The following is a 25787-nucleotide window of genomic DNA, read 5'->3' on the forward strand; positions in this document are numbered from 1 at the left end:
TTTCATATTTGCAAAAACTTTGTGACTAACCGCCCTGAGTCTGCCGCCAGGAGGTGAATTCCGCGACGGTTTTCGAGCCGATCTGCTGCATCACCGAGGCCGGGACGCCAGCCCAGGGGTCTGCCGCGGCCGTCGGCACGCTTTCCTGTCCCTGGATGCGGTGCAGCCGGGCGCCGCCATTGTCGAGAATGTCCCAGACATAGACGACGGTGACCTTGCCGTCATCGCTGAAGGCGGAGAGATAGCCTTTGAGGATATAGTCGCTGCTGGCGTCGTTCGAGCTCTTGATGGAAAGCCCATGCGAGCGCGCCTCGGCGCCAAGCTGGCGCGAAAGCGGGGTCACCGCCTGAACCGGCGCGCCGATGATCGGCAGGAAGCGGACGGTATTGCCGCGAGCGGACGAGACGCCGGGATCGAGGGCGGCGGTCTGCTGCGGCTGTTGTTGCGCCTCGGCCGGCGGAGCGGCGGGTTCGCCGCCGCTTGCCGGCGGCGGCAGCGATCGTCCCTCGATCGGGGCGGAGGCGGCCGGCGAGGAACCGCTCCTCGACAAGGCGTCGGCTTGTTCCTGCATCGTCGTCGGAGGCGCGCCGGAACCGGGCCGGTAGGTTCGCTGCGTCTGGTCGTAGGCCGGGTGATAGCCGCTTTGCCGCGTATTCGCGGCGAATGCCGGCTGGCGGGCGCCAGCCAGACTCTCGGCCTCGGTCTGCGTCACCGGGCTCGACCTTGCGGCTCCCGAGGAATCGCCGATATCGACCTGCGGCGTCAGCGCATCGGTGGTATTGCAGGCGGTCAGCTGAGCCATGACGAAGAGGAGCGTGGGCACAATCGCAGCTCGCGTCATCCCTTGATCCGTCCTTCCCATATTCACGTCAGCCCCGCCCGAATTTATGCGGGCGGGCATGGTCCTCTGTCAATTCCGGATTCTCACCGGTCGATTCCAGCCTTTAGAGGCCGATGAAATCGAGCGGATGGCGCGACAGTGCCTGCGGCGCATCAGCCGTCGTGAGATAGGTCTGGCCGAGTGTCATCGCCGTGCCCGTGTCGGAATCGGCGATGATCATGTGCACGAAGAGCGACATGTTCGGCTCGATCGGCTGCGGATTGCCGACATGGAACATCTGGTGCTCCATCCAAGAGGGGGAGAAGCGGGCGCCGAGCGAATAACCGCAGGCGTTCAGCCGGTGGCGGGCGAGACCGCGCTCGTCCATGATGCGGGCATGCATGTCGAACACGTCGCCGAACGTATGGCCGGGCTTCAGCACCGTCTCGATCGCCTCGATGGTTTCGCGGCAGGCATTATAGAGTTCGCGATGGCGTTGCATCGGCTCGCCGATGACGATCGTGCGCATCATGGCGGCATGGTAGTGCGCGTAAGCCCCGGCCCATTCGAGCGTCAGCTGGTCGTTGGCGTCGAGTTTGCGGCGGCCGGCCTTGTAGCGGCAGAGCAGGGCGTCGGCGCCGGAGCCGATGATGAACTCGTTGGCGGGATAGTCGCCGCCGCCGGAAAAGATCGCGCCCTGCATGGCGGCGAGGATATCGGCCTCGTCGGCGCCGGGCTTCGTCAGCCGCAGCGCGGCATCGAGCGCATCATCGGCGAGAGCGGCGGCGCGCTCGACATAGGCGATCTCCGTCGGGCTCTTGACGAGCCGCAGGCGGCTGACGAGGTATGACGCATCGACGATCTGGCCGAAAGTGGTCAGCTGCGCGTCGAGCAGGCGGGCAACGCGGCCGGTCATCCCGTGCGTGTCATATTCGACACCGATGCGGGCGCCGAGCAGATCCATGTCGACCAGGAGGTTCTTCAGGTCAAGCGTGGGATCGGCATTAACCCTGTCGACCCAGACGTAGACGTCGTCGAGGATCGAGGTGTGCTTGGCCTGGCGAAGATCGGCCGAGCGGGTGATCAGCGCCATGGTGCCGTCGCTCTTGACGATCAGCGTCTGGAAGAAGCAGTAGCCGAAAGTGTCGTAGCCGGTCAGCCAGTACATGCTTTCCTGGGCGAAGAGCAGCAGGGCGTCGAGCTTTTCTTCCTTCATCTTCTCGGTGAGGCGCGCAAGGCGGCTTGCGAACTCGGCCTTTTCGAAGTGCAATGCCATTCTGCTCAAATCTCCCTGATTGAAATCGCTGAAATCTGGCGGCCGTAATCCGGCTCTTTGCGATGTGTCGTCCGGCGATAGGAAAAGAAGCGTTCGCTATCCGGATAGGTGCAGAGGCCGAGGCTTTCGGCGTGCACGCCCGCCCGGCTCAACCGCTCGACGGTCAGTGCCGGCAGATCGAACATGGCATGGCCGGGCGTAGCCGAAGGCACGAAGAAACGTTCGTAAGCCGGACCCTCGGCGATGAAGCGCTCGACGAATTCCGGGCCGACCTCATAACTCGCCTGGCTGATCGATGGGCCGAGGCAGGCAAGGATATTGCCGCGCTCGGCGCCCAGCGCTTCCATGGCGGCGACGGTGTTTTCGAGTACGCCGGTCAGCGCGCCTTTCCAGCCGGCGTGGGCGGCGCCGATGACGCGATTGCCCGGATCGGCAAAAAGGATGGGGCCGCAATCGGCGGCGAGCACGCCGAGCACGATGCCCGGGGTGGCCGTGACCATCGCATCCGCCTCGGGGCGGGCGCCGTCGTAATCGGCGCCGACCGTCACGACGTCGGGGGAATGGACCTGATGCACGGTCGCCAGCCGCTCCAGCGGCAGGCCGAACCAGGCGGCGACTCGGCGGCGGTTTTCCATGACATTGCCGCGCTCGTCATTGGAGCCGAGGCCGACATTGAGGCCGCGATAGATGCCTTCGGAGACGCCGCCGGCGCGGGTGAAGTAACCGTGGCGGATCGTGTTGCCCGTCGCTTCGTTCAGCAGCGCGCTTTCGATCGGTGCGGGAGAGGCCGCGTCCTGCATCTGTGTTTCCGGGGTTTTCAAAGGGGTTTGTATCGTCCCGCGCGCATCGCATCGGCGGCGCGCGTCAAGTTGCTGCTTCGCGCGGATGTTGGCCCAGCCGCGTGCGCCCTGTCAATCCACCGGACGAAAGGGCATGAGGTCGACGGCGGGGTGGGAGACCGCCATCACCTTGAAGAGTTCTCCCATCCGGCCTTCGCCGGCGCCGGCAAGCCGGTCGACCGCCGTCTGGATGACCTGCTGGGTCTGCGGCTCGCGGTCGCGGCCGAGTGCTGCGGCCCGTTCGAGGATGCCGAGGCCGGTCAGAAAATCACCTTGATGCAGGGCGCCGTTCAGATGAACGCCGGCCGCGAGCGCCGTTTCGGCAAGCTGCTGGAAATCGACATGGCTCGTCAGGTCGGCTTCGCCGGGATGGGCGAGCGGCGGGTCAAATTCATGCATGCGCACCGCTTGCAGCGTATCGCCGAAGCCGGTGACGAGATGGCCGTAATCGATCGCCAGCGCCGTGCCGCCGAAGGCGCGCAGCCTCTCGCAGATCGCCATCATCACCGCCTGGCGGGCGGGCGAGATTTCGAAGAGCGTGCCGAGCGGCAGGTTCTGCACCGGTTCGGGCAGCAGCGCGGGATCGAGGCCGGCGACGCCGGCGGCGAAGGTCAGCTCGCCATCGGCATCGAGCCCGACCATGCGCTCGCGGAAGCCGGTCTGCGTGCGGACGAACTGGCGGATCGGGATCGCGTCGAACAGCTCGTTAGCGGCAATCAGGGTGAAGCCCGGCGGCACTTCGTCGAAGCCGTCGTGCCAGGCGATCTTTTCGCCGTAGGATTCGAGCGTCTGGCTCTGGACGTCGCGCAGGCGCTCGCTGGTTTCGACGAGATGTACGCTCATCGTGTCGAAAAGCGGCGGCGCGATGCGGGCGATGACACGCAGCATATCGGCCATCATCGTGCCGCGGCCGGGGCCGATCTCGACCATGCGCACGCCGGCCGGCGTGCCGTGGCGCTGCCAGGCATGGACGATGAAGACGCCGATCATCTCGCCGAAGATCTGGCTGACCTCCGGGGCGGTGACGAAATCGCCGGAGCGGCCGAAGGGCTCGCGGGTGCGGTAATAGCCGTGTTCGGGATCGGCGAGGCACAGCGAGAAATAATCGGTGACGCTGATCGGGCCGTTGGCCTGGATGATCGCCTTTATCTTTTCGCCTAAAGCGGTGGTCATGTCGTGCGTCCTGCCATTGTCAGAGCTGGAGCGCAGCCTGCCGGCGGGCTCGGAGCATCGCCCAGAGGCCGAGCAGGATCATCGGCGAGGAGAGGACCATGCCCATCGTCAGCCAGCTGGTGCCGAGGAGGTAGCCGAGTTGGGCGTCGGGCTCGCGGAAGAACTCGACGAAGATGCGCGACAGTGCATAACCGCAGACGAAGACGCCGGACACGAAGCCGGGGCTTTTCAGCGCGCGCATGCCATAGACGAAGAAGGCCAGCACCAGGAGCAGGACGATGCCTTCGAGGCCGGCCTCATAGAGCTGGCTCGGGTGCCGGGCGAAAGGACCGCCGGTCGGGAAGACCACCGCCCAGGGCATGTCGGTCAGCCGGCCCCAGAGCTCGCCATTGATGAAATTGGCGATGCGGCCGAAGAAGAGGCCAAAGGGAACGACGGCGGCGACGATGTCGAACAGGCTCCAAATCGGAATGGCGTGGCGGCGGGCAAAGATGATCATGGCGATCGTCGTGCCGGCCAGTCCGCCGTGGAAGGACATGCCGCCGTTCCAGATCTCGACCGCACGCACGGGATCGCGCAGGACGGCGGACAGGTCGTAGAAGAAGATGTAGCCGAGACGGCCGCCGAGCACGACGCCGAGGGCCGCCCAAACGATGAAATCGTCGAGTTGCGTCTTCGATATCGGCGAACGATCGCCAGGCCAGAGACTGTCATTGGCAGCGATGCGGCGCGCATAGGCCCAGCCGAGCAGGATGCCGGCGACATAGGCCAGGCCGTACCAATGAATCGCCAAAGGGCCGATCGAAATGGCGATCGGATCGATGTCAGGGAAAGGCATGATGGCAAGGAGATTGGCTGCTGGTGGCAAGGTTTTCCCATCCGTTAAGGTCGGCGGAACATGCCGCCGCGATCCCGGACGGTCAAGTGCATTGTTCGTGATCGCTCCTGCGCTGCGCCTTCCCGCGAAGGCTATCGCGCGCAAAGCGCTTGCATCGCGGGTGGCGAAGCCCTACCTCAATCTTCGAGGCCCCGAGGGGCTGAATTCACCTTATGCGAAGGGAGAAAAACGCCATGACGACCGGAACGAACCGCATCATGGACGAGTTCGCCAAGCTGATGACCGATGCGGCCGGTGCCGCCCAGGGCGTCCGCAAGGAAATCGAGACTGCTTTCAACGCTCAGGCCGAGCGTTGGCTGAACAGCATGGACGTCGTCAAGCGCGAGGAATTCGAGGCCGTGCGCGAGATGGCGATCAAGGCGCGCGACGAGAACGAGGCGCTTGCGGCCCGCATTGCGGCGCTTGAAGCAAGGCTTGCCGGCGAAGGCCATTAAAGTTCCGACAGAATGCGGGACGCGGCATGGCTCCATTGCCCCATGCCGCGTCCGTCACAAAAAATTCAGGTGAGTTTTCCACCTGTGGACACTGCCAAAAAAGCCAATACGCAGAGTCGCTTATTCTCCCTTGTGAATTGAGTTTCGAAGTGCTTTCCACAGTGGCCTTGCCCTATTTTCCGCTCAGGGGGCTGGCAGGTGGCAAGGGCCATTATACACTGATTTTAAATGATGATTCGAAGCGACTTGGTAAGCTCCGGGCAGGTTATCTGCGTTAAGTCTGGCAGCGGTTCAACGATCATCCGAGTGGTGGTTCCGGTATTTGCGTGTGTCTTTTCTTGTGTTTGTAACAGCAAGTTAGGTCGCATTCGTTCCGGTCAAGAAGGTGCTGCATGAACCTGATGGAATTGGAAGTCGAGCGTCAGTCGAACCCGGTCGATATGATCGAGTACGTGGCCTCCAACAATGACTGGTCGTTCGAACGGTCCGGCGAGGACGAGATCGCGATGACGGTCGAAGGCCGCTGGGCGGACTACCATGTCTCCTTCTCCTGGATGGAGGAATTCGAGGCGCTGCATCTCGGCTGCGCCTTCGACATCAAAGTTCCCGACATCAGGGTCAACGAGGTGGTCAAGCTGCTCTCGGCGATCAACGGGCAGGTGCTGATGGGGCATTTCGACCTCTGGCGTCAGGAAGATGTCGTCATCTTCCGCCAGTCGCTGCTGCTTGCCGGTGGCGCGGAGCCTACGAACCGCCAGGTGGAGGTGCTGCTTTCCAGCGCGCTCGACACCTGCGAGGCCTATTTCCAGGCATTCCAGTTCGTCGTCTGGTCCGGCATGGACGCGACGAAGGCGATGGAAGCCGTGCTCTTCGAAACGGTCGGCGAGGCATAGATGCCCGCGAACGCTTTCTCCTCGAAAAATCCCGTGGTCCTGATCGGCGCCGGAAATATGGGCGGAGCGATGCTCTCCGGCTGGCTGAAAAGCGGCGTTCCGGGCTCGGCGGTGGTTGTCGTCGATCCCGGCCCATCGCCGGCGATGCTGGCGACGATTAACGAGGCGGGGGCGACGCATCTGACCGTTCTTCCGGCCAAGCTGAAGGCGGGAGTGCTGTTCCTTGCGGTCAAGCCGCAGGTGATGGAGACGGTGCTGCCTGCGGTGAAGAGCGCCGTCGGACCGGACACGGTCGTCGTCTCGGTCGCGGCCGGCAAGACGCTCGGTTTTCTCGAAAAACATCTTGGCAAGGCGGCCATGGTGCGCGCCATGCCGAACACGCCGGCCATGGTCGGGCGCGGCGTGACCGGCGCTTTTGCCAATGCCGCCGTCAGCGATCAGCAGCGCGAGCGTGTGCACGGCCTTCTCAAGGTCTCGGGCCCTGTCGAATGGGTGCCTGAGGAAGCAGATATCGATGCCGTGACGGCGCTTTCGGGCAGCGGTCCGGCCTATGTGTTTTATCTCGTGGAATGCATGGCAGAAGCAGGCCGTAAACTCGGCCTGCAGGCGGACCTCGCCATGCGTCTTGCGCGGGAAACGGTCGCGGGGGCTGGTGAATTGTTGCACCAGTCCCCCGACGAAGCGTCGCGGCTGCGGCAGAATGTGACCTCTCCCGGCGGCACGACGGCGGCGGCACTTTCCGTGCTGATGGCCGAGGACGGCATGCAGCCTCTGTTCGATGCTGCCCTCGCGGCAGCGCGCAAGCGGGCCGAGGAACTGGCCGGCTGACGGAGACCCACATGGCCGAAGAGATCACCTACGCCGATTTCGAGCGTGTTGACATCCGTGTCGGCACGATCATCGAGGCGAGCCCCTTTCCGGAAGCGCGCAAGCCGGCATTCAAGCTGGTCATCGATTTCGGCCCTGAGATCGGCACCAAGAAATCCTCGGCACAGATCACGGTGCACTATACGCTGGAAAGCCTGATCGGCCGGCAGGTGCTCGCCGTCGTCAACTTCCCGCCGCGCCAGATCGGGCCGTTCCGCTCGGAAGTGCTGACGCTGGGATTCGAGGACGAAAACGGCGCGATCGTGCTTGCGGCGGTCGAACAGCCGGTGCCGAACGGCAGGAAGATGATGTGAGCGTGGATTTACATCAGTTTGCTGGCAAACTCTCTTCCGACATGCTCGGTCTTGTGCCGAGCATCTGACCACTGCAATTGTTTGACAGAAAAACCTTTGTTTTTCATAGGCTTAATTTGACGTGCGTAGATCCTCGGCACAAGGCCGAGGATGACGTCGCGGGTTGGTGCTCGATGTGCCTGGGGCGGATGCTCAACGCGGCTTGATTTCCTGCAGAAACGGATTGCTTCGCCGTTCGTCGCCGATGCGGCTGCCGGGGCCGTGGCCGCAGATGAAGCCGACATCGTCGCCGAGCGGCAGCACCTTGTCGCGGATCGAATCGAGAAGCTGCTGATGATTGCCGCCGGGCAGGTCGGTTCGGCCGATCGAGCCGTTGAAGAGCACGTCGCCGAGATGGGCGAAATTCTGCGCGCGGTTGAAAAAGATGACATGGCCGGGTGCGTGGCCCGGCGCATGATAGACGTCGAATTCGTGGTCGCCGAAGGAGACCTTGTCGCCATCCTTCAGCCAGCGGTCGGGCACGACATTGCGCAATCCCGATATGCCGTATGTCGCGGCCTGGGTCTCGATCCGTTGCAGCAGCGGCAGGTCGTCCTGATGCGGACCGACCACTTGGACGCCGAGGGCTTCCTTCAACTCACTGGCACCGCCGGCATGATCGAGATGGCCGTGCGTCAGCCAGATTTCCTTGATGGTGAGACCGCTTTTTTCGATTGCCTGAAGGATGAGCGGCACGTCGCCGCCCGGATCGACGACGACGCCTTCCTGGGTATCGGGATCGAAGAAAACCGTGCAGTTCTGCTGGAAGGGTGTCACCGGAATGATGCCGGCCTGGAGCATGCCCATAGGTGCCTCGCTTGGTGTCTCGTGTGCTCCGGGTATAGTCCGAAACCGCGCCAAGGACAGCCGGAATCTTCCGCCACCGATGCCTGTTTCACGGCAAAAAGACGGATTGCAACAAGAGTTTATGACGGTTCGTGTCACCGAGCTGACCCGTTGATTGTGGAATTTATCCAGTTTTTTCAGTCGCTTGGAGGAAGCCTCTCCCGCGTGTGGTTTCGCCGGGGGAAGCGGGAGGGAACATCGTGGAAGGCCGCGCGTTGTCAGCCCATCGAAACCAAGGAGACGCTCACATGACCTTGAAAAGAAACATTCTGCTGGCTGGAGCCGTGCTCCTGGCGAGCGGTGGTCTTGCGCAGGCGGAGATGGTGGTGACAACCGTCAATGATCTCAACGTCCGCTCCGGCCCCGGCCCGCAATATCCGGCAGTTGGTCTTGCCACGCGTGGCTCGACCGCGGTGCTCGACGGCTGCATCGAAGGCAGCCGCTGGTGCCGCGTCGACGTCAACGGCATGCGCGGCTGGGTCTATGCCGATTATCTGCAGGTCGACCGCGGCGGCACCCCCGTCATCGTCGAACAGCATCGCGCCGAGATCGGCGTTCCCGTCGTGACTTACGAATCGACCGCCAGCGTCGTGCCCGCCGATCCGCAGCCGGCGCCCGGCGATGAGCTGATCGGCCCGGTCGGCGCCGTCGAGACCATTACCCCGCCGGAAACCGTTCGCACCTATATCGATACCAATCCGACTGAAACGATACGGCTCGGCGGCGATGTCGTGGTCGGCGCGGAAGTGCCCGCCGACGTCACCTTCCAGACGATTCCGGATTACGAGTATCGCTATACAAGGATCAACGATCGGCCGGTGCTGGTCGATCCCGGTACCCGCCGGATCGTCTACGTCTATCAATGACGTGACTGGGACGTGAGTAGTAATCGAAGGAGGCGGCCCACGGGGCCGCCTTTAGTTTGATGACCGCCGTGTTCAACCCCACGCCATCCTCGGCCTTATGCCGACGATCTGCTGCCCTATGAAGCGGAAGCAGATACTCGGGGACAAGCCCGAGCATGACGAAAGACATATAGGCCGGCCTGCCGGCAGTCTCTCCGCCTTAATCCCGCATCGGTTGATTTTCTTAACGCTTTCCTCCTGAATATGATAAAATGCTAATATGCCGAAGGTTCGGCATATATGGGCGATCGGGGAGATCGCCAGAGGAGGAAATCATGGAAGCGCTACTTCCGTTTGTCGTGCAACTGATTGCCGGCGCCATCGGCGGCAATGCGGCGAGTGCTGCGTTAAAGCAGCACTCGATCAACGTCGTCGCCCGCACGATCGCAGGTGCGATCGGCGGTGTCGGCGGCGGCATGCTGCTCAGCATGGTCGGTGGAGAAGCGGCTATGGCCGGCCTGATCGCCGACGGCATCGGCGGCCTGATCGGCGGCGGCATTCTCTCGACGCTCGCCGGGCTGGTGATGGCGCGGGCGCACAGGTAAGAGGTCCGGCAGGCCGTTACCACAGCGCCGCGCGTCTTTTCAGGCGTGCAAAGAAAGCTGTAGCACCTTGAATGACCGGCCGGGCCGATCGCGCGAGACGTCTTATTCGGCGGTGACAGCCGCCGGATAGGCTTCCTTCGACGGCGTGAAGCGATACGGGCCGATTTCAGAAACCGGGGCACTTCCGCGGCCGGGTCAGTACGTGGATCTTGGCGTCTTTCAAGGCGACGAACTTGCCGTTGAGCCAGATTTCGCCGTCCAACTGATCGAAAGCAAGGGAAGCTATCCCTGGTCTCCTCCGGCACTCGAAGCGCCATGCCTGTTGATTGTTGTCCCCATTACGTTTTATCCACAGACGCAAGGGGAAATCGCGCATGCGTCGGAGTTAGGGGCGGGGCTTTCGTTTCCAGGGAAATACAGTCCGTGCCGGGCTCCCGCAGAGTGTGGAAAGCCTGGCAGCGACGTAAATTTATGTCGATAAAGCTGACATATCTTTGCGAAGGTTTCCGGATGCGCGGAAAGAGAAAGGAAATGCCGAGTGTCACGACAGACGGGAGCGAAAGCGGGCAAGCCGGAGTTGCTTGCCACGCCGATGGAAGATACCGACGTGATCGATTTCGAGATCATCGAGCTGTTCTTCTTCGCCTATCGCGACTTCGTTTCCGATCCTGACGCCATTCTCGAAAAGAGCGGATTCGGCCGGGCGCATCATCGCGTCGTGCATTTCGTCAACCGCAATCCGGGCATGACGGTGGCCGATCTCTTGGATACGCTGAAGATCACCAAGCAGAGCCTTGCAAGGGTGCTGAAACAGCTGATCGATTCAGGCTATATTCGCCAGGTAGCCGGTCCCGAGGATCGGCGGCAGCGCAAGCTCTATCCGACGAAAACAGGGCGGGAGCTGGCGCTTGCCCTTGCGGAGCCGCAATCGCGCCGCATTGAACGGGCATTCGATGGTGCTTCTGCGGAGGCGCGAGAGGGCGTAAAGGCTTTCCTCAGAGGCATGCGGGACAGACAGAAGGCGGATTGAATGGCGGTCAAGACAGGTATTTCCGACGATGCGGCGCATCTGCTGGTGGTCGACGACGACTCCCGCATCCGTGCCCTGCTCAATCGTTATCTCGCCGAGAACGGCTTCCGCGTCACCGTCGCCGCCGATGGCGCCGAGGCGCAGCGCAAGCTTGCGGGCCTCGATTTCGACCTCATCATCATGGACGTGATGATGCCCGGCGAATCCGGCATCCAGGTCACGCGCGGGCTTCGCGCCATCAAGAACGTGCCGATCATCATGCTGACGGCGCTGGCGGAATCGGGCAACCGGATCGAGGGTCTCGAGGCGGGCGCCGACGATTATCTCTCCAAGCCCTTCGATCCGCGCGAACTGGTGCTGCGCATCAACAATATCCTGCGCCGCAATGCCGGCGGCGAGGGACCGAAGATCGAGCAGGTCATGTTCGGGCCATATACTTTCTCGCTCACCCGCAAGGAGCTGAAGAGGGCGAGCGAGGTGATCCGGCTGACCGACCGGGAGCAGGAAATCATGCTGCTCTTTGCGCGCCGCGCCGGCGATACGATCCCCCGCCACGAACTGATCGGAGACGACGCCGAGGTCGGCGAGCGCACGATCGACGTGCAGATCAACCGGCTGAGACGCAAGATCGAGGACGACCCGGCCAATCCGGTCTGGCTGCAGACCGTGCGCGGCATCGGATACAGGCTGAGCATCGACTAGAACAGGATGAATTTAGGCCCGGTTGGCCTAAGATCTGAATCCTGTTCTACATTAAAGAGTTAGAGCATGATGTCGTCCGAAAACCGCTCACACTTTTCGGCATCATGCTCGAGAGATATGGAAGCGGCGTGACACAGAGAGATTGCGGCCAGGACCGGCGCTGATGGTGACAGTGGACAGCTTGCGGCGGGAAGACCGCGCTCCCGTGCCCGGCTGGCGCTCGATCGTCCGCTGGCTACGCCGCCGGCTGCCGACCGGGCTTTATGCGCGCTCGCTGCTGATCATCATCATTCCGATGGTGCTGCTGCAATCCGTCGTCGCCGCCGTCTTCATGGAGCGCCATTGGCAGATGGTGACGGAACGGCTGTCGCTTGCCGTCACCCGCGATATCGCCGCGATCATCGAGATCATCGAAACCTACCCGCAGAATTCGGATTACAGCGAGATCATCCGCATCGCCCGCGACCAGCTCAACCTGCAGATCTCGATCGAGCCGGACGGCGACCTGCCGCCGCCGCGCGACAAGCCGTTCTTCTCGATCCTCGATAGCATCCTCAGCGACGAGATCACCGACGAGATCCACCGGCCTTTCTGGATCGATACGGTCGGTAATTCGAACCTCGTCGAGATCCGCATCAAGCTCGAAAACAAGATTCTCAGGGTGCTGGCCAAGCGCAGCCAAACCTATGCCTCGAATACCCATATCTTCATCGTCTGGATGGTCGGCACTTCGCTGGTGCTGATCGGCATCTCCATCCTCTTCCTGCGCGGGCAGATCCGGCCGATCCTGATGCTGGCGCGGGCGGCCGAGAGCTTCGGCAAGGGGCAGAAGCCCGACAATTTCTATCCGCGCGGCGCCGACGAGGTCAGGCGCGCCGGCCTTGCCTTCATCCTGATGCGCGAGCGCATCGAGCGGCAGATCGAGCAGCGCACGGCAATGCTCTCGGGCGTCAGCCACGATCTGCGCACCATCCTCACCCGCTTCAAGCTGCAATTGGCGCTGGCCGGCGACAATCCGGACCTGCACGGCCTCAACGACGACGTCAACGACATGCAGACGATGCTGGAAGCTTACATGGCCTTCGCGCGCGGCGAGGTCGAAGAGGATGTCGGCGAGCTGAAGCTGAGCGAAATCTTCGCGAAGCTGGAATCCGACTTCGCCCTGCACGGCAAGCGGTTCAACTATTCGATCGAAGGCGACGACGACATATCGGTCAGGCCGAACGCCTTCATGCGTCTCGTCACCAACCTTGCTTCGAACGCCCGGCGCTATGCCGACAGGCTGGATATCGAGGCCAAGCACAATGCCAAATGGCTGACCGTCATTTTCGACGATGACGGGCCGGGCATTCCGGAGAAGAATCGCGAGGATGTGTTCAAGCCGTTCTTCCGGCTGGATACGGCGCGCAATCTCGATGCATCAGGCACCGGGCTCGGCCTTGCGATCGCCCGCGACATCGCCCGCAGCCATGGCGGCAACGTCACGCTCGGCGACAGCCCGCTCGGAGGCTTGAGGGCGACGATCCGCATTCCGGCTTAAACGTTCGGCGCAGCGAGCTTCACCGCTTTGCGCGCATCGAAATCATCGAGGCGCCCGACGATCCAGCGCCAGAGGGCTGCGACCTGCATGAGGAGGTCGTGGCCGAGCGGGGTCAATTCATATTCGACGCGCGGAGGCACCTCGGGGTAGAGCGTACGGATGATCAGGCCGTCGCTTTCCAGCGTGCGTAGCGTCTGCGTCAGCACTTTCTGGCTGATGCCCTCGACCCGTTCCAGCAGGCGCGAGAAGCGCAAGGGAGCGCCGGCATCCAGCAGCACATGCAGGATGCGCAGCGGCCATTTCGCCGCCGCCCGTTCGATCAGGGCGCGGGCGCGGGCATCCTGTTCATCCGTCATATTGCTGCAGAAATCGAAAATGTCGCCGGCCACGTCAGTTACCTCAAGGTGGGTATGGATCATCCCGGTACCTTCTTTCGATTGGAAAGAATAGGACATACATGGTGTGGGAACCCATAAAGGAGAGGTTTCCAATGCAAAAGGTATGGTTGATCACAGGCAGCTCGCGCGGCATTGGCCGGGCGCTGGCGGAAGCGGTTCTGGCCTCCGGCGACAATCTGGTGGCGACGGCGCGCAATCCCGGCCAGCTTTCCGATCTTTCCGAGCGCTATGGCGGCCAGGTGCTGACGCTGGCGCTTGACGTGACCGACGAGACAGCGGCCGCAGCCGCGGTCGAGGCTGGCGTCAAGAGGTTCGGCCGTATCGACGTGCTCGTCAACAATGCCGGCTACGGCAATGTCGGCTCGATCGAGGATACCAGCCTTGCCGATTTCCGCGCCCAGATTGAAACCAACCTGTTCGGCACCGTCATCATGAGCAAGGCGGTAATCGCCCTGATGCGCGGGCAGGGGGCGGGACACATCATCCAGTTCTCCTCCGTCGGCGGACGTATCGGGCCTGCCGGACGCGGCGCCTATTCGGCGGCGAAATTCGGCGTCGAGGGTTTCTCCGAGGTGCTGGCGAAGGAGGTCGCGCCATTCGGCATCAAGGTGACGGTGGTCGAGCCGGGCGGCTTCCGGACGGATTTTGCCGGCGCCTCGACGGTGCTTGCCGAGGGGCGGGCGGAATATGCGGAAACGGTCGGCGCCACCGTGCGCTTCCAGCGCGAGTATGACGGCCGTCAGCCCGGCGACCCCGCCAAAGCGGCTGCGGTCATCATCCACATTGCCGGCCTTGACGCGCCGCCGTTGCGGCTGCTGCTCGGAAGCGATGCGGTGCGCAATGTCGAGAAGGCGGATGCGGCGCGCATTGCGTCCGACCGGGAATGGCGCGCCGTCAGCGTCTCGACCGATTTCGAGCCGGATGCCGAGGTGGTAACGATGCCCTGGGAAAAGAGGGCCGGGTGAAGGGCCTAAAAAACAAAAGCGCCGCTGAGGAGCGGCGCTTTTTATCAGGGATTGTGAACGATCAGCCGCCGGCGGTGCAGAAGTGGCTGCGGCCGTCATAACCGATATAGGTGCCGCTGCGCGGATCGAAGGAGCGGTAGCGGTAGGAGCAGTAGCGCTCCCACTGCGGCGTCCAGGGCTCGACGGCCGTGCGAACGGGGGCGTAGTAGCGCGGCTCTTCGGCATAGACGCGGCGTGCCGGCGCGCGATAGACCGGAGCGGGCTCGTAGTAATCCGGCTCGTAGGCGGGATCGATATAGCGGCGCTCTTCGTAAACAGGACCATTATTGGCGTTGGCGATAGCCGAGCCGACGATCAGGCCGGTGGCGAGGCCGACGGCGCCACCGACGAGGGCGTCATTGTTGTTATGATGGCGCCAGTGGCGATCGCGGGCCGATGCCTCGCCGATGGCAGAAAGGGTAAGCGCGGCAGCCGTTGCCGTCAGCAGAAGAGTCTTGGCGAGCCTGTTCATAAGCATAAGATCCTAATGACGGGAACCGAACGCCGGTCCCTTTCTCGATGGTGTCAGTGGTATAGATTGTCAGCTGAACGAAGGCTGAACGACAAAACCCGGCATTGCTGCCGGGCTTCAACTCGAATTCGACAGCCTTGTTAAGGGCTCAGCCGGCAATCTGCAGATTGACTGCCTTGGGGCCCTTGCCGCGGCGATCCGGCTCCGTGTCGAAGCTTACCTTCTGGTTTTCCGTCAGACCGGCCAGGCCGGAAGCCTGAACGGCAGAAATGTGAACGAAGATATCGGCGCCGCCCCGGTCCGGCTTGATGAAGCCGAAGCCTTTGTCGGTATTGAAGAATTTTACAGTGCCAGTCTCGGCCATGCGTCAGGTCCTTTTCTCTCTGCCCGCCATCCACACGGGCAGCATCATAGCATTGCCTCCTTGCGGGAGGTGTTGGCAGGCAATTCTTGAAATGTGAGAAAAAGGTCCCCTCTACCTCGGCCTGCCCCGGACAGGACTATCGCCCGCCTTTTTCGGAACCGGCTGACCGGAATATTAGCGTTTCCGGCGCGCAAATACTTAAGGACTTCCCATGCTCGCAAAATGCCCGAACGGGGCGAGAGTGCGGCGTTTCCGGGATTTTGGCAAGCAAAAGTTTTTTAACGTGTCGCTCAGAGCACACTCCCGCCCACGGCCAATTTGCGCAAAAACGCAAAATTTCCTTCGCGAAAAGGGAATGATTAACGTTTTATATCGTCTGCAATGTAAGTTCCGGGCAGATTTTGCCAAAAATGCAACGTAAGCGGGCTTTCCGGATCCATTAAAATTTTTTTCGAATCCAGCATCCACCCATATTTGGACGCGTGTTCAGGCGGCCGGCAGGCGGCGGCGGGCCAATCCCGGCACGAGCTCGACCACAAGCATAGCGGTAAACATTAGCGCACAACCTGTATATCCCGTCGCCGGCATCGACTCACCGAGCAGCAGGGCTGCGAGCGAAGCGCCGAAGAGCGCTTCGGACGAGAGGAAGATCGCCGCCTGGGATGGCGTGGTGTAGCGCTGGGCGATCACCTGCAGCACGAAGGCCAGGCCTGACGAGAAGATGCCGACATAGAGGATCTCAGGTCCCGCGGCCCATATGGCCGAAAGGCTGATCGGTTCGGCGGCTGCGGCGATGACGAGCGCGCAGATCGCGGTGACGGCGAATTGCGTGGCCGACAGCGCAAGCGGCCTGCCGGTCTTGGAAACCGTCGTGCCGGCAAGGGTGATCTGGATCGACCAGAAGATGGCGCAGACGACGGTCAGCAGATCTCCCGTCGTCAGTGCCGAGAGATGGCCACCGGACAGTAGGTAGATGCCGGCGAGAGCCATCAGCGCGCCCGGCCAGATGATCCAATGCGGGGCACGGCGCAGGAAGAAGACGGCGATGAGCGGCACGAAGACGACATAGAGGCCGGTGATGAAGCTGGAATTCGTCACCGTCGTCGTCTGCAGCCCGACCTGCTGGGTGGCGGCGCCCAGGAAGAGGGCAAGGCCGGTGAGCACGTAGAGTTTCGCATGGCCTGCGTCTGTCTTCACCGTCGCCTTGCGCGCTTCCAAGAGGACGAAGGGCAGCACCGCCAATGTAGCGACGGCAAAACGCAGGGCGATGAACCAGAAGGGGCCGATCGCCTTCATCGCCGTCGACTGGGCGACGAAGCCGCCGCCCCAGATGGCGGCTGCAAGCAATAGAAGGAGGTTCGCCTGAACGCGCGTCATGTCGTCCTCGAAGGGGAAGGGATGTGCTCCAGCGGTTAGCAGTTGCGTTTCCGTTCGGCAAGGGTGAAGACTTCACGCCTGACGACGGAGGTGAGGGCATGCCACGGGAAGAACGGCCAGCGAGTGGTGCGGCGGGCTATTCCGGCACGCCGCTCGCCAGGAAGCTCGGCCTCGCGAGTGGGCAGGCGGCCGCTCTTATTGGCGTTCCCGAGACGATCGACGGCATCCATGGTTTCGATGGTTTTGCCTCGGTGGTCCGCACGCTTCCCGAAGCGCGTCGGCGGGTGTTCGACTATGTGCATCTGTTTGTGACCGAACGGGCGGCGCTCGAGGCTGCCGCGTCCGCGCTTTTCCATGTTCTGAGGGCGGACGGGATGATCTGGATCTCCTGGCCGAAGAAGAGTTCACGCGTGGCGACTGACATCACCGAGGACGTGTTGCGGGAGATCCTGCTTCCGACTGGCCTGGTCGACGTCAAGGTTTGCGCCGTCGATGAGATCTGGTCGGGGCTGAAATTCGTCATCCGCAAGGAGTTGCGCGGTTCGCTGTGACGACTCAGCCGTTGCTCGCCTGCGCCCTGGAAACCCTGAGCAGCGCGCCGTCGTCCTCGTCCGTCACCACCAGCAATGCGCCGTCGGGCGCGACGACGACATCGCGGATGCGGCCGTAGTCGCCTTCGAACAGGCGTTCCTCGGCAACGAATGCGCCGCTCTCATCCCGCTGCAGGCGCGACAGCAGCTGGAATTTCAGCGCCGCGACGAGGAAGTCGCCGTCCCATTCCGGGAACATGGCGCCGCGATAGACGGCGAGCGCGCCGGGCGCGATGGACGGATCCCAATAATGCAGCGGCTGTTCGAGCCCTTCCTTGGCGGTGCCTTCGCCGATTTCGGCGCCTGAATAATCACGGCCGTAGGTGATGATCGGCCAGCCGTAATTCTTGCCGGCCTCGGGCTGATTGATCTCGTCGCCGCCACGCGCGCCATGTTCGACGGTGTAGAGCTTGCCGTCCTTGGCATCGAAGGTGATGCCCTGCGGGTTGCGATGGCCTTTCGACCAGATGTCCGGCAGCGCCTTGCCGCCGTCCTTGAACGGATTGTCGGCGGGGATGCTGCCGTCGGCATTGATGTGGACGATCGAGCCGGCATCATCCTGCCAGTCCTGAGAACGGTCGCGGTCGCCGCGGTCGCCGACGCTGATGAACAGCGTGCCGTCAGGGGCGATCGCGATGCGCGAGCCATACTGGATGTTGCCCGAGGTGAAGCGCCGCATGGTGAAGACAGGTTTCACCGCCTCGAGCTTCTTCTCGTCTTTGGAAAGCGTGGCGCTGAAGGCTTCGGTGCCGGAACCCTGGCCGTTAGCGATGGCGGCGGTGAAATAGAATTTTCTGGATGTCGCAAAATCCGGGGCAAGCGCCACGTCCATCAGGCCGCCCTGGCCGCGGGCGCTGACCTTGGGCACATTGCCGATCGGCTCGGAGAGCTTGCCGTCGCGGATGATCCGCATGCGGCCCGGCCGCTCGGTGACGAGATAGGCGCCGTCGGGCAATACCTCGACCGCCCACGGATGTTCGAGGCCATCGGCGAGCTTCTCGACGCGGAGAGCCGGGCCCTGCGTGTTGACGGTATCGGCCGCATCGGCCGGTATAGCGGCGAACAGAACCAGCGCTGCGGCCACATGGAAGGCGGATATTATCTTCATTTGCTTCCCCGTCGTCTTTCCATGCTGAACGTGGAGCGGGCAGGGGACGGCTTCAACCCTCATTCGCTTTGCAATAACGGCTTTGTGTTTGGCGGTTGAACGGAGCTGGTCGCCTCGCCATCCACCAGTTCGGCTTCGACGATGTAGCGCAGCGAGCCCGGTTCGGTCGCATCGAAGGGCCAGCAGGTGGTCAGCGCCAGGCGGCGGCCGTCGGAGGAGGGATCGATGCCGCTCGCGTCCCATGGGGCGATGCGGCCTTCGCCGGCCTTGAAGGTCAACAGCTTGCCGTCGCGGCGGGTGATCTCGATCGTGTCGCCCGGCCTTATATATTGCAGCCAGCGGAAATGCGTGTCGCGATGGGCGGCGATGACGGAGGTGCCTTGCTCGCCCGGCTGCGGCGTGTTGGCGAGCCAGGCGGGACCGAAGGCGAGGGCCTCGCCGGAGGCGCCGGAGAGCACGATCGCCTCCTTGCCGAGGCGCGGCGCGCGCACCTTGGCTTCCGTGGTAAAATCGGCCCAGGGCCAGGGCTTCATCTCTTCACCGTGCAGTTCGGCGGTGAAAGCGCGTTTCAGCAGGATCTGCGAGAGCTCCGCCTTCGCCTTCAGCAGGACGCCGTCGCCGATCAGCGCCAGGCCATAAAGGGCAAGACCTGAAATGGCGATGGCGATGGTCTTTTCGATTGGCGAAAGACGCCAGAGGAAGAAACCCTTCCTCCTCCGCGCCCTTGGCATGTCGTGGGCTGTGGCGGCGGCCATGGCGAGTTCCAGATAGGTCGGAAGCGGCTCGAATTCGGCCGCTTCCTCATGGCTGCTAACGACCATCGCGCGTAGCTCCGATCGTGACGAGGCCCTTGATGCGGCGGCGCCAGATGGCAAGCCCGCTTGCCGCCGCCAGCGCCAGCAGCAGCATGGTGAGACCGCGCATGATCTGCTCGTCGGCCCGCGTCGCCGTCTGCGGCAGGTTTACGGTCGCGCTCTTCTGGGCGATCAGCGTGGCGGCTTTTGCCGTCGGCGCTGCGGCCATCATGGTGGCGATCTCAGGCGGGGCGACGGCTGCGACTTGTTCCGGTGCCGCGTTTGCTGCCGGCTCCACCGAGGCCCGGCGTATCGCGCCGTCGGTTTCACCGAAGACCTTTCCGAAATCCCAGCCCTCAGGCAGGTTGAGCGGCAGCTTCGCCGAACCGAGCGGCTCGTCGGCCGGCCGCGACGGGGTGACGTCGACGGCGACCAGGCTGGTGACGCGGGAAACGAGGTGGTGGGCGAGCGCCACCGTCTCGATATCCTTGTCGAGTGCGGCGGGATCCCGGCGCTCATAGGCGCGGGCTTCGAAATCGTCGATCTTGCGCCGCGCCCAGAGCTTGGAGATGCCGTTGCCGTCGGCGGCATTGGCGATATCCATCTCGACGCGCCAGGGCTGGTCGCTCGTCCTGCCGATGATCTGCAGCTTGCCGGCCGGCTTATCCCCAGGCAGCTCCGCGGTCAGCACGACCGGCTCGCCGCTATAGAGGTCGGGCATCGGGTTCGGCGTGATGTCCTCGGCCGCGATGCCTTCGAAATTCGCGGCGATATCGGTCATGGCAGGGTTCTGCAGCTTGGTGAAGAGCTCACCCATGCGGCTTGCCACCTGGTCGGCGGAGCCGATCTGGGTGAAGGTGCCGCGGCCGATTTCGGCGGCCTTGGTCATGAAGTAAGTGTTGGGCGCCGAGCCGATGCCGACGGTGAAGACGCGGGCATCGCCGCGGTTCGCGGTGATTTCCTGGAAGAGCTGCTGCTCGTTGCCGATCGCGCCGTCTGTCAGGAACACGACCTGGCGCAGCGCTCCGCTTGCGACCGGGCCCTGGTTGCGCAGCGCGGCCTCGAGGGCGGGCAGCATTTCCGTGCCGCCGTCGGCAGTCAGGCCTCTGACATAGGCGATGGCCTTTTCGCGGTTATCAGGCGTGGCGGCGACGAGGCCGTTGAAATAATCGGTCATCGTGTCGTCGAAACGGATGACGTTGAAGCGGTCGTCCGGGTTCAGCTTGGAAATGGCGAGGGCCAGGCTCTGCCTTGCTTGCTCGATCGACTGGCCGGACATGGAGCCGGAATTGTCGATGACGAAGACCACCTCGCGCTTGGCCGGCGCTGCCGCCTCCGGCGCCGTCGGCGGCGTGACGAAGGCGAGCAGATAGGTCTTGCCGTTCATCACCTCACGAAAGAGGCCGGCGCTCGGCGTCTTGCCGGGGGCGGCCTTCCAGGTGAGCTCGAAATCCTTGTCGGCGGGAACGGAATCGCCCATCAGGCTGATCGTTCTCGCCTGGTCGCCATCCTGCCGGATATCGACCTCGTGGAAGGAGGACTTGACGTCGCCGAGCGGAAAGCCTGCCTTGAGGTCCACGGTCAGCGAGACCGGATTGATCCTGGCGTTTTCGCGCGTGTCGAGCACGGGGGCTTCGATCTTTTCACGGTTTTCCACCGGGTCGCTCGGCGTGGCGAAGCCGGCGCCGTTGTTGAATTCGACGGTCTGGACGATCGGCGCCGGATTGTAGCGCGGCGCGACGACCATCGGGAAGCGCAGCGAGAATTCGCCGCCCGACTGGCGGACCGTCTGCTGATATTCGATCTGCACGACGATTTCTTCGCCGGGGCCGATATTGGCGACCTGGTTGGTGAAGATGTTCGGCCGCTGCTGTTCGAGCAGCGCCGTCTTCTTGCCCTCGGCCTTGGCCTGTTCATAGATCTCGCGGGCCTCCTGGCGCGGCTTGATCTGGCCTTCGATGAAGCGTTCGCCGATCTGCATCTTCAATGCGTCGACGGCGGAATTCTCCGGCAGCGGGAAGACATAGGTGCCCTCGACCCAACCCTGGCTCGGGTTCTGGAAGCGCTGCGTCACTTTCACCCTGGCGACCGGTCCGGAGACGTCGATGGCGACGTCGGTCTTCAGCCGCGGCGCTTCGATATAGAAGCCGGGCTCCTTTGACGGAAAGAGCAGCGAGCCGCTGTTGACGTCGTTCGGCCGGACGAGTGCCGCGAGCTGGCCGGACGCCTGCTGCGCCTCGGCGCGGGCGGCTGAGGCAAGTCCCAGCAATGCGGCGAGGCAAGCGACAAAGGCGGTGGCGGCGACAAGAAATGAAATGGAAATCCGGCGCATGCGTATGCGCCCGATGGCGAGCTCATCTTCCAGAAACATTGGCATACCCTCAATAACCAATTTTGGATGACGCAATGATGAGGCTTCGATCTCGGCGCGCTCGCGACCGAATTGCGGCGGCGTTCGGCATTTGTTGCGGCTTATTCGTGGCGATGACGAAATCCGGCGATCTGTCTGATTTCAAAAGATGAAAAACAGGATTGTCGCCGCCGCGCGGAGGTAGCGGGGGCCGTGCAGTCAGACCGTGGCGGTTCTCAGGGACGGGTGATCCTGTAGACCAGCAATTTATCGGAATCGGCAAGCTTGGTTGCGGTCCTGTCGAGATAGTCGACAACGCCGTCATGATGCTCGACGAACAGCCGGCCTTCATTGTCAGTGGCATTCTTGGCGACGCCAAACAGGTCCGCGCCTTGCGTGCGCAGTTCTTCGAGCTGCGCGATCGCGGTGGCGTCATCCGCGACGAATTTCGACCATTCGGCATCGCCGCCGCCGGGCGGGAACACCCAGCCGCGCGCCCTGCTGTAGTAGACCGCGACGGGATCACCGACATCGGGCGCGATGGCGACGACGAGGTCGCCCGGTTGCGCCAGTCGCGCCAGTTCCTCGCCAAGCAGCTTGCCGTTCATGGCGATCGGCTTCTTCATCGTCCTGACGAGGGGCAGGGTCGACCAGCCCACCGCGACGATCAAAATGCAGATCGAGCGGAGCACGACCGTCGGGTTTAGAACGGTTTTCGATGAAAGCTTCGCCAGAAGAAGCGCGCCGTGGCCGCAGAATATCGCGGCCGGCACATGGAAGATGTGGAGGTTCCACACATTGCTGGTGATCTCGCCCGCCGCGGCCAGATAGAGGACCAGGGCCGCGGCCAGCCAAACATAGGGAATGGCCGAAAGGGCGCGCTGCTTCGGATCTTCGGCGCGGCTGGGCGGCATCCACAAACCGACCGCGAACAGCAGCAGGAACGGATAGCCATAAAACCACAGGACAGAGGTGTTCCATGCGGATTGGAAGTAGAACCTGTCCTTTATGTATGTCCCGACGCCGTAATCCCAGATATAGCCGCCGCTGCCGGCGAAATGGAACGGTGGATAGCTGCGGGCGAGATAGATCGCCCAGCTGAAATAAGCGCCGATGATGGCCAGGCTCAAAAGCCCGGACAGGAAGACCAAGCCCGCCGGCTTCCACTTCTTCTCCAGAATCCAGCAGACCATCAGGTAAAAGATTACGGCGCCCGCCGCGATGCCCGGGGGCTTCGACAGCGCGCCGAGCGAGAAGCTGACGGTGGCGAGAGGCAGGAGCCAGCCGCTGCCGCCGGCCCAGTATTTGACGAACAGCCAGACGCCGAGCGTGACCAAGGCCAGCATGGCGGGATCGGGAAGAACCGAGCTGTCGATCTGGATTGCCGCCGGCATCAACGCGTAGGCCAGTGCCGCCGCGTGGGCATGCATCTCGCCCCAGCACAGCGCCGTCAGCCTGTGCAGCGAGAACACCGTCACCAGCCCGAACAAGGCTGCAACCACACGGCCGAACCAGTCGTGCCAGCCGAACAGCTGGTAGAGCAGGGCCGTGAGATAGCTGACGATCTGGAACTCGCGGCCCTGATAGCTTGGTCCGGGCCCGGTCCAGCTGACCTCCGGAAAGAAGATGTTCCAGCTGCGCTCCCGGAAATTGTCGGCCATCATTGCGGTGCTGATCTCGCGCCAGCTGAAGCCGTCGACCAGCGGCAAGGTGATCCTGTGGAACCTGAAGACGATCGCAATGATCAGGATGCCGAGCAGGATCGCCATGTCGAGGTTCAGATAGTTGCGAGCGACGATGGCCCAGCCGGCCGGCTGCTGATCACGTTGCGGATCTTCGGCCGGAGCCAATTGCAGATCGTCCGGCGCGAAGCGCAGTGGCGTGGAAGGTTTTCGGGGCGGCTTTGTCATGCCGGCAGTTCATCAGCAAAGTCTTAAAAAGCAATTCACCCAGATTGAGTATTAACGTCCTTTATCGTGTAGAGACGGCAAGAAGCCCTGTATTCGTCAAGAATTTGTTCAGGAGTTGCTTGGAACGCTTCGACTGCGCGCTGCAAACCTTGCCGATGGGGACCGCGATCGGCCTGCCGGTGCGGCAAAACGATCAATAAGAATCATTGCCCCCATCACGCCTTTGCGCTTGAAATGCCGTCATACATTGGACATAGAGCTAACCGCAGAACTCCGGTCCCGGCTTTCTGCCCGTTTCAACCAATAGGACCGATATCATGGCCTTCCTTGCCGATGCTCTTTCCCGTGTGAAGCCTTCAGCCACCATCGCCGTCTCCCAGAAAGCGCGCGAGCTGAAAGCGAAAGGACGCGACGTCATCGGCCTCGGAGCAGGCGAGCCGGATTTCGATACGCCCGACAATATCAAGAAGGCCGCCATCGACGCGATCAACCGCGGCGAGACGAAGTACACGCCGGTTTCCGGCATTCCCGAACTGCGCAAGGCGATCGCCGCCAAGTTCAAGCGCGAAAACGGCTTGGAATATTCCTGGGAGCAGACGATCGTCGGCACCGGCGGCAAGCAGATCCTGTTCAACGCCTTCATGGCGACGCTGAACCCCGGCGACGAAGTGGTCGTGCCGGCGCCCTACTGGGTTTCCTATCCCGAGATGGTGGCGCTCTGCGGCGGCACGCCGGTTTTCGTTTCCGCGACCCAGGAGCATAATTTCAAGCTCCAGGCCGCTGATCTCGAAAAGGCGATCACGCCGAAGACCAAGTGGTTCATCTTCAACTCGCCGTCCAACCCGACGGGCGCGGCCTATACGCATGCCGAACTGAAGGCGTTGACCGACGTGCTGATGAAGCATCCGCATGTCTGGGTGCTGACCGACGACATGTACGAGCACCTGACCTATGGCGACTTCAAGTTCGTCACGCCTGTCGAAGTCGAGCCCAAGCTCTACGACCGCACGCTGACGATGAATGGCGTCTCCAAGGCCTATGCGATGACCGGCTGGCGTATCGGCTATGCCGCAGGCCCGATCCAGCTCATCAAGGCGATGGACATGATCCAGGGTCAGCAGACCTCGGGCGCGACCTCGATCGCCCAGTGGGCGGCCGTCGAAGCGCTGAACGGCACACAGGACTTCATTCCCGAGAACAAGAAGATCTTCGAAGGCCGCCGCGATCTCGTCGTATCCATGCTGAACCAGGCCAAGGGCATCGTCTGCCCCGTTCCGGAAGGCGCCTTCTACGTCTATCCGTCCTGCGCCGGCCTGATCGGCAAGACCGCACCCTCCGGCAAGGTCATCGAGACCGACGAGGATTTCGTGTCCGAGCTTCTGGAATCGGAAGGTGTGGCCGTCGTTCACGGCTCGGCCTTCGGCCTCGGCCCGAACTTCCGCATCTCCTATGCAACCTCGGAAGATCTGCTCGAGGAAGCCTGCCGCCGCATCCAGCGTTTCTGCGCCGCCTGCAAGTAAGCGGACTGCGATAGAACACATCGAAGGCCTGCCGGTGACGGCGGGCCTCTTTGTTGCGGCGTTGACGATGTGGCTGCATGTAGCTACATTTGTCGCATGAAGACCGTTACGATCCGCGACGCGAAGAACCGCCTGACCGAGCTTGCCCGCGAGGTCGAGGAAGGCGAGACCATTGTCGTGACGCGCAATGGCCGGCCGGTCTTCGATCTCGTCCCGCATCAGAAGCCTGGCGGTTTGAACCTGGAGGCCGGTCAGGCTTATCTTCGTGCTCGGGGTATCACCAATCCGGTACCTTTCATCGCGGACGATTTCGACGATCCGCTGCCTGAAGATTTTCTTTTGAGGCCGTTGCCGGAGCCATGAGGCTTCTTCTTGATACCCACATCGTTCTGGCGATCCTGCGGAAAGACGCTGGCCAGCGATTTCCTGAGATCGCCTCGTTGCTTGGCGACAGCAAAACTGTGGGCTTCGTCAGCGTCGCAAGCCTGTGGGAAACGGCGATCAAGGCTCGTCTGGGAAAGCTGGATCCAGGCATGCCACTTGAAGACATTGCCGGGTCTCTCGAAGAAATAGGGCTGATACTGCTACGGATCGAAATTCAGCACGTCATCACCGCCGCCGATCCCGAGCCTGAGACGCGAGATCCCTTCGACCGCTTGCTGCTGGCACAATGCAGGGTCGAGGGCTTGCAGCTCGCGACGATCGACCGGTTGCTCGTCGACCATCCACTGGCTCTGCGGCTGTAGGCTCACATCCTGATTCAAGACCTTGCGGCATCG

28 protein-coding genes and 1 pseudogene are annotated in these 25787 nt (G+C 62.6%); 14 read left to right on the forward strand and 15 right to left on the reverse strand.

What is annotated here, in order from left to right; genetic code table 11:
* Window positions 1-25: 25 nt before the first annotated feature.
* From ATY76_RS01950 to lgt, 5 genes are all read right to left on the reverse strand, one after another.
* Window positions 26-841 carry a hypothetical protein gene (locus ATY76_RS01950; RefSeq protein ID WP_088673087.1) on the reverse strand — a complete coding sequence of 272 codons (816 nt, stop codon included), beginning with the start codon at window positions 839-841 and terminating at the stop codon, window positions 26-28.
* 103 nt (window positions 842-944) lie between these two features.
* Window positions 945-2096 carry a Xaa-Pro peptidase family protein gene (locus ATY76_RS01955; protein WP_088673088.1) on the reverse strand — a complete coding sequence of 384 codons (1152 nt, stop codon included), beginning with the start codon at window positions 2094-2096 and terminating at the stop codon, window positions 945-947.
* A 5-nt stretch (window positions 2097-2101) separates the two neighbouring features.
* Entirely contained in the window at window positions 2102-2896 is a 795-nt protein-coding gene (gene pgeF, locus ATY76_RS01960; RefSeq protein WP_088673089.1) for a peptidoglycan editing factor PgeF, read from the reverse strand.
* 111 nt (window positions 2897-3007) lie between these two features.
* On the reverse strand, window positions 3008-4108 hold the full coding sequence (locus ATY76_RS01965; RefSeq protein WP_088673090.1) for a class I SAM-dependent methyltransferase: 1101 nt from the start codon (window positions 4106-4108) through the stop codon (window positions 3008-3010).
* Between the two features lie 19 nt (window positions 4109-4127).
* Window positions 4128-4976 carry a prolipoprotein diacylglyceryl transferase gene (gene lgt, locus ATY76_RS01970; protein ID WP_088673091.1) on the reverse strand — a complete coding sequence of 283 codons (849 nt, stop codon included), beginning with the start codon at window positions 4974-4976 and terminating at the stop codon, window positions 4128-4130.
* Window positions 4977-5179: 203 nt separating this feature from the next.
* On the opposite strand from lgt, the gene ATY76_RS01975 reads away from it, so the two are divergent.
* The 4 genes from ATY76_RS01975 (at window position 5180) to ATY76_RS01990 (ending at window position 7514) form a co-directional block, all read left to right on the forward strand.
* Window positions 5180-5440: an accessory factor UbiK family protein gene (locus ATY76_RS01975; protein ID WP_064684479.1), complete on the forward strand. Its 261-nt coding sequence runs from the start codon at window positions 5180-5182 to the stop codon at window positions 5438-5440.
* Between the two features lie 392 nt (window positions 5441-5832).
* A complete protein-coding gene (locus ATY76_RS01980) occupies window positions 5833-6333 on the forward strand; it encodes a YbjN domain-containing protein (protein ID WP_088673092.1) in 501 nt (166 codons plus the stop codon).
* Entirely contained in the window at window positions 6334-7161 is an 828-nt protein-coding gene (gene proC / locus ATY76_RS01985; RefSeq protein ID WP_088673093.1) for a pyrroline-5-carboxylate reductase, read from the forward strand.
* 11 nt (window positions 7162-7172) lie between these two features.
* A complete protein-coding gene (locus tag ATY76_RS01990) occupies window positions 7173-7514 on the forward strand; it encodes a tRNA-binding protein (protein WP_088673094.1) in 342 nt (113 codons plus the stop codon).
* Window positions 7515-7706: 192 nt separating this feature from the next.
* Here the strand turns inward: ATY76_RS01990 and ATY76_RS01995 are convergent, their stop codons facing one another.
* Window positions 7707-8360 (reverse strand): MBL fold metallo-hydrolase, encoded by a 654-nt coding sequence (locus ATY76_RS01995; RefSeq protein ID WP_088673095.1) that lies wholly within the window; start codon window positions 8358-8360, stop codon window positions 7707-7709.
* A gap of 287 nt (window positions 8361-8647) precedes the next feature.
* Between ATY76_RS01995 and ATY76_RS02000 the strand changes: the two genes are divergently transcribed.
* On the forward strand, window positions 8648-9265 hold the full coding sequence (locus ATY76_RS02000) for a DUF1236 domain-containing protein (protein ID WP_088673096.1): 618 nt from the start codon (window positions 8648-8650) through the stop codon (window positions 9263-9265).
* 314 nt (window positions 9266-9579) lie between these two features.
* Window positions 9580-9849: a hypothetical protein gene (locus tag ATY76_RS02005; protein ID WP_088673097.1), complete on the forward strand. Its 270-nt coding sequence runs from the start codon at window positions 9580-9582 to the stop codon at window positions 9847-9849.
* 193 nt (window positions 9850-10042) lie between these two features.
* On the opposite strand, the pseudogene ATY76_RS34020 reads toward ATY76_RS02005, so the two are convergent.
* Window positions 10043-10135 (reverse strand): annotated as a pseudogene (locus ATY76_RS34020) (branched-chain amino acid aminotransferase); the annotation flags it as partial.
* A gap of 252 nt (window positions 10136-10387) precedes the next feature.
* On the opposite strand from ATY76_RS34020, the gene ATY76_RS02015 reads away from it, so the two are divergent.
* The 3 genes from ATY76_RS02015 (at window position 10388) to ATY76_RS02025 (ending at window position 13121) form a co-directional block, all read left to right on the forward strand.
* Window positions 10388-10879 carry a MarR family transcriptional regulator gene (locus ATY76_RS02015; protein WP_088673099.1) on the forward strand — a complete coding sequence of 164 codons (492 nt, stop codon included), beginning with the start codon at window positions 10388-10390 and terminating at the stop codon, window positions 10877-10879.
* Window positions 10880-11581: a response regulator transcription factor gene (locus ATY76_RS02020; protein ID WP_088673100.1), complete on the forward strand. Its 702-nt coding sequence runs from the start codon at window positions 10880-10882 to the stop codon at window positions 11579-11581. It abuts the gene before it with no gap.
* A 163-nt stretch (window positions 11582-11744) separates the two neighbouring features.
* Window positions 11745-13121: an ATP-binding protein gene (locus ATY76_RS02025; protein ID WP_088673101.1), complete on the forward strand. Its 1377-nt coding sequence runs from the start codon at window positions 11745-11747 to the stop codon at window positions 13119-13121.
* Here the strand turns inward: ATY76_RS02025 and ATY76_RS02030 are convergent.
* The gene (locus ATY76_RS02030) at window positions 13118-13576 is read right to left on the reverse strand and encodes a helix-turn-helix domain-containing protein (protein WP_088673102.1); all 459 of its coding nucleotides are present in this window, start codon (window positions 13574-13576) and stop codon (window positions 13118-13120) included. The two genes, ATY76_RS02025 and ATY76_RS02030, sit on opposite strands and share 4 nt — an antisense overlap.
* Before the next feature lie 35 nt (window positions 13577-13611).
* Between ATY76_RS02030 and ATY76_RS02035 the strand changes: the two genes are divergently transcribed.
* Window positions 13612-14484 carry an oxidoreductase gene (locus ATY76_RS02035; RefSeq protein ID WP_088673103.1) on the forward strand — a complete coding sequence of 291 codons (873 nt, stop codon included), beginning with the start codon at window positions 13612-13614 and terminating at the stop codon, window positions 14482-14484.
* Window positions 14485-14545: 61 nt separating this feature from the next.
* Here the strand turns inward: ATY76_RS02035 and ATY76_RS02040 are convergent, their stop codons facing one another.
* From ATY76_RS02040 to ATY76_RS02050, 3 genes are all read right to left on the reverse strand, one after another.
* Entirely contained in the window at window positions 14546-15001 is a 456-nt protein-coding gene (locus ATY76_RS02040; protein ID WP_190233568.1) for a BA14K family protein, read from the reverse strand.
* A 142-nt stretch (window positions 15002-15143) separates the two neighbouring features.
* Window positions 15144-15359, reverse strand: a complete 216-nt coding sequence (locus ATY76_RS02045; protein ID WP_003561293.1) for a cold-shock protein — start codon at window positions 15357-15359, stop codon at window positions 15144-15146.
* 486 nt (window positions 15360-15845) lie between these two features.
* On the reverse strand, window positions 15846-16736 hold the full coding sequence (locus tag ATY76_RS02050) for a DMT family transporter (RefSeq protein WP_088673105.1): 891 nt from the start codon (window positions 16734-16736) through the stop codon (window positions 15846-15848).
* A 98-nt stretch (window positions 16737-16834) separates the two neighbouring features.
* On the opposite strand from ATY76_RS02050, the gene ATY76_RS02055 reads away from it, so the two are divergent.
* The gene (locus ATY76_RS02055; protein ID WP_088673106.1) at window positions 16835-17287 is read left to right on the forward strand and encodes a DUF3052 domain-containing protein; all 453 of its coding nucleotides are present in this window, start codon (window positions 16835-16837) and stop codon (window positions 17285-17287) included.
* Window positions 17288-17291: 4 nt separating this feature from the next.
* Here ATY76_RS02055 and ATY76_RS02060 read toward each other — a convergent pair whose 3' ends face one another.
* The 4 genes from ATY76_RS02060 to ATY76_RS02075 all read right to left on the reverse strand — a co-directional run bounded on the left by ATY76_RS02060 (window position 17292) and on the right by ATY76_RS02075 (window position 23488).
* On the reverse strand, window positions 17292-18434 hold the full coding sequence (locus tag ATY76_RS02060; protein ID WP_088673107.1) for a PQQ-dependent sugar dehydrogenase: 1143 nt from the start codon (window positions 18432-18434) through the stop codon (window positions 17292-17294).
* Between the two features lie 59 nt (window positions 18435-18493).
* The gene (locus tag ATY76_RS02065) at window positions 18494-19255 is read right to left on the reverse strand and encodes a class GN sortase (RefSeq protein ID WP_088673108.1); all 762 of its coding nucleotides are present in this window, start codon (window positions 19253-19255) and stop codon (window positions 18494-18496) included.
* Entirely contained in the window at window positions 19245-21599 is a 2355-nt protein-coding gene (locus ATY76_RS02070; protein ID WP_088673109.1) for a marine proteobacterial sortase target protein, read from the reverse strand. The genes ATY76_RS02065 and ATY76_RS02070 overlap by 11 nt, the downstream gene beginning before the upstream one ends.
* A 215-nt stretch (window positions 21600-21814) precedes the next feature.
* Window positions 21815-23488: a glycosyltransferase family 39 protein gene (locus tag ATY76_RS02075; RefSeq protein WP_088673110.1), complete on the reverse strand. Its 1674-nt coding sequence runs from the start codon at window positions 23486-23488 to the stop codon at window positions 21815-21817.
* Between the two features lie 317 nt (window positions 23489-23805).
* On the opposite strand from ATY76_RS02075, the gene ATY76_RS02080 reads away from it, so the two are divergent.
* From ATY76_RS02080 to ATY76_RS02090, 3 genes are all read left to right on the forward strand, one after another.
* Window positions 23806-25008: a pyridoxal phosphate-dependent aminotransferase gene (locus ATY76_RS02080; protein ID WP_088673111.1), complete on the forward strand. Its 1203-nt coding sequence runs from the start codon at window positions 23806-23808 to the stop codon at window positions 25006-25008.
* Between the two features lie 96 nt (window positions 25009-25104).
* On the forward strand, window positions 25105-25371 hold the full coding sequence (locus ATY76_RS02085; protein WP_088673112.1) for a type II toxin-antitoxin system prevent-host-death family antitoxin: 267 nt from the start codon (window positions 25105-25107) through the stop codon (window positions 25369-25371).
* Window positions 25368-25754: a type II toxin-antitoxin system VapC family toxin gene (locus ATY76_RS02090; protein WP_088673113.1), complete on the forward strand. Its 387-nt coding sequence runs from the start codon at window positions 25368-25370 to the stop codon at window positions 25752-25754. The genes ATY76_RS02085 and ATY76_RS02090 overlap by 4 nt, the downstream gene beginning before the upstream one ends.
* Window positions 25755-25787: the final 33 nt, after the last annotated feature.

Origin of the sequence: Rhizobium sp. R339 (assembly GCF_002211395.1) — a bacterium.
In the GTDB taxonomy this organism is placed as follows: Bacteria; Pseudomonadota; Alphaproteobacteria; order Rhizobiales; family Rhizobiaceae; genus Rhizobium.